5 protein-coding genes are annotated in these 3,179 nt (G+C 72.2%); all 5 read right to left on the bottom strand.

The window, feature by feature from the left end; translation table 11 throughout:
• Positions 1-559 (bottom strand): rod shape-determining protein MreC (locus LOY02_RS17165; RefSeq protein WP_317183589.1); only part of this gene is annotated, 559 nt, incomplete at its 3' end.
• 14 nt (positions 560-573) lie between these two features.
• On the bottom strand, positions 574-1,608 hold the full coding sequence (locus LOY02_RS17170; RefSeq protein WP_317183590.1) for a rod shape-determining protein: 1,035 nt from the start codon (positions 1,606-1,608) through the stop codon (positions 574-576).
• 165 nt (positions 1,609-1,773) lie between these two features.
• Entirely contained in the window at positions 1,774-2,196 is a 423-nt protein-coding gene (gene ndk, locus LOY02_RS17175; protein ID WP_317183591.1) for a nucleoside-diphosphate kinase, read from the bottom strand.
• The gene (locus LOY02_RS17180; protein WP_317183592.1) at positions 2,193-2,609 is read right to left on the bottom strand and encodes a DUF4233 domain-containing protein; all 417 of its coding nucleotides are present in this window, start codon (positions 2,607-2,609) and stop codon (positions 2,193-2,195) included. Before LOY02_RS17180 ends, ndk begins: the two co-directional genes overlap by 4 nt.
• Positions 2,610-2,625: 16 nt before the next feature.
• A complete protein-coding gene (locus tag LOY02_RS17185) occupies positions 2,626-3,072 on the bottom strand; it encodes a hypothetical protein (RefSeq protein WP_317183593.1) in 447 nt (148 codons plus the stop codon).
• Positions 3,073-3,179: the final 107 nt, after the last annotated feature.

The following is a 3,179-nucleotide window of genomic DNA, read 5'->3' on the forward strand; positions in this document are numbered from 1 at the left end:
CACTGCCGACACCACTGCCGACAGGGACGGGCCCGACGGTCCCGAGCAGTCCCCGCTCTCCGACGCGGACGGCGACGACGGACTGGTCGGCCCCGAGGACCTGCACGTCGCTGGTCCACGGAGACACGGCCACGACACGGCCGACGAGGCCGTCTCGGCTCACGACGGTGGTGTCGACGACTACCCCGTCTCGGGCGCCGACGTCGACGGTGACGGAGCGACCGCCGAGCGGGCTCAGCTCGGTGGCGACGACCTGCCCGATGACCACGGTGTGGTCGGTCGCGAGGCCTGACCCCACGAGGTCGCGCACCTCGCTGAGCACCTCCACCTGCCTCGCGAGGGAGTCGACCCGGGCACGCAGCCGGGCGTTCTCCGCGGAGAGGGCGGCCATCTCGGCGGGCCTGGCGCCGGCCAGGAACCGCTGGACCGGCCCGAGCGCGGCGCCGGACACCGATCGGACCACGCCGATGGCAGGGTGGCCAGCAAGATCGGCGAGCAGGACGCCGGCCGTGACGACGAGCAGGATCCCGAGGAGCCGCTGCTTGGAACGGAGTGACATCGCGCCGTGACCGCTCAGCGCCGCTGACTGCCGACGAGGACCCGCTCGAGACCGGAGAACTCGTCGACGCACCGTCCCGCCCCCCGCGCCGAGGCCTGCAACGGGTCAGGTGCGACGGTCACCGGGACGCCGAGCTCGTGGCGCATCCGGGCATCGAGGCCCCGTAGCAGCGCGCCCCCGCCCGTGAGCGTGATGCCCCGGTCGAGGATGTCGCCGGCGAGCTCGGGCGGGCACACGTCGAGCGTGGCCCGCACCAGCTCGATGATCTGCAGGATCGGCCCCTCGATGGCGCGGCGCACCTCGGCGGAACCGATCTCCACGCTCTTGGGCAGGCCGGTGACGAGGTCACGCCCCCGGACCCGGGTCGTCAGCTCCTCCCGAAGGGGGAAGACCGACCCCACCGCGACCTTGATCTCCTCGGCGCTGCGTTCGCCGAGGAGCAGGGAGTACTCGGACTTGACGTGACTGACAAGGGCCTCGTCCACCTCGTCCCCGGCCACCCGCACCGATGTGGACGTGACGATGCCCCCGAGGCTGATGACGGCGACATCGGTCGTGCCACCACCGATGTCGACCACCATGCTCGCGGCTGTCTCGTGCACGGGCAGCCCCGCACCGATGGCGGCCGCCATCGGTTCCTCGATGAGGTAGACGCGGCGCGCCCCGCACCGGAGGGCCGCGTCCTCGAGGGCCCGACGCTCGACGCCGGTGACGTCGCTCGGCACGCACAACACCATGCGGGGCCGGGCCACCCGGGACGTGCGGACCCGGTCGATGAACAGGCGCAGCATGAGCTCCGCCTCGTCGGCGTCCGAGACGACACCGTCCCTGAGCGGTCGGACTGCGCGGATGGTCCCCGGCACCCGGCCGAGCATCTCCCTGGCCTGGACGCCGGCCGCGACGAGCCGCCCGGACTCCGCCTCGACGGCGACGACGGACGGCTCGTCGAGCACGATGCCGCGGCCGCGGGCGTGGATGAGCGTGTTGGCCGTGCCGAGGTCGATCGCCAGATCACGCCCGAGGGGGCGTAGTCCAGCGATCGGCGTCATACCCGGATTGTGCCCCGAGGGCCTGCCGAGATCGTGGACGTCGACGTCCTGACGGACCGGGTGTCTTGCGCATGTCCCGGCGCCCAGGTCCGGGCGCCCAGGTCCGGCGCACGTCCGGGCGACCAGTACCCGGCCAGGAGGCCATCCCGGATGAAGGAGGCCAGCTCAGAGGCCGGGGAACCAGATCCCGATCTCGCGGACCGCCGACTCAGGCGAGTCCGAGCCGTGGACGATGTTCTGCTGGACCTTCAGGCCCCAGTCACGCCCGAAGTCCCCGCGGATCGTGCCGGGTGCCGCCTCCGTGGGGTTCGTGGCCCCCGCGAGGGCGCGGAAGCCCTTGACGCAGTCCTGTCCCTCGATGACGGCGGCCGTGACGGGGCCGGAGCCCATGAAGTCCACGAGCGGCTGGTAGAAGGGCTTGCCCTCGTGCTCGGCGTAGTGCGCCGCGAGCTGCTCCTGCGTCGGTGTGACGACGGCGAGGGCGACGAGTGTGTAGCCCTTGGACTCGATGCGGCGCAGCACCTCCCCGGTGAGGCCGCGCTGGAAACCGTCGGGCTTGACGAGGACGAGGGAGCGTTCGGTGGTCACTCGTCCACCCTATCGACGCCGTCCTCGCCCGTTGGCGGCCCGGGCTGTGCCTGCGAGGCGTCGATGCGCGTGCCCATGACGAGGCAGGTGACCCACAGGGCGAGGAAGATCAGGCCCACGACGAGCATCGCGGTGACGACGAGGGCACTCACGAGCGTGAGGAGCTGCACGAGCCAGCCGAGGGTCACGCCGTAGGGTCGGCGCAGCAGCCCGGCAGCGACGATGCTGAGCACGGCGAGCGCGGAGCCCACGAGCAGGTAGGTCGTCGAGTGCTTCGCGTCCGGGCCGGTCGCAGCGATGGCGCGGGCGACGAGCGCGCCGAAGAAGACGGCGATGGACTGGCCGACGAGCACGGTGGCGAGCATGCGCCACGTGAACCTGCCGGTCGTGCCGTAGAAGGGCAGACGGTGCATCGTGAGGGGCCGGCTCTCAGTAGTCCTGAGTCGTGTCCCACGACCGGATGATGGCCTGGGCCTCGGTGTCGCTCGCACCGGTCGCCTGTGCATAGAGCGCCATCGCGTCCTCGCGGCGACCGGCTTGGACGAGCTCGCTGATGCGGGCCCGTGCCTCGGCGGTGAGCCGGCCCTCGCTCCACGACGCCGCGGCGTCGCGCACGCCCGGACCGTGCCCGGGGACGAACCACGAGTCGACCGCGCGCTTGGCGTCCGCCAGGGGCGCGCCGGTGGCCTCGCGATAGATCTTGATGGCGTTGATCTTGTGCCCGGCGCTGATCTCGTGGCTGACCTTGGCGCGGGCGGCGTCGGTCAGCCCGACGTAGCGCTCCTCCCGGTCGCGCCGCCCGAAGATCCTCCCGTAGAGGACGGCGATGGCGACGACGACCGCGAGGATGAGGACGAGCTTCACCACGGGGTGCATGGCGCACAGACTACGTGGCGTCCGGGCTTCGCCCGACACTCGTCCGTATGCCGCTGAGCCGGCATCCAGCCCGCTGCGGCCTCCCAGCCCTGCCGCAGCCCCCGGGC

The organism is Intrasporangium sp. (assembly GCF_032907665.1).
Lineage (GTDB): Bacteria > Actinomycetota > Actinomycetes > Actinomycetales > Dermatophilaceae > Intrasporangium.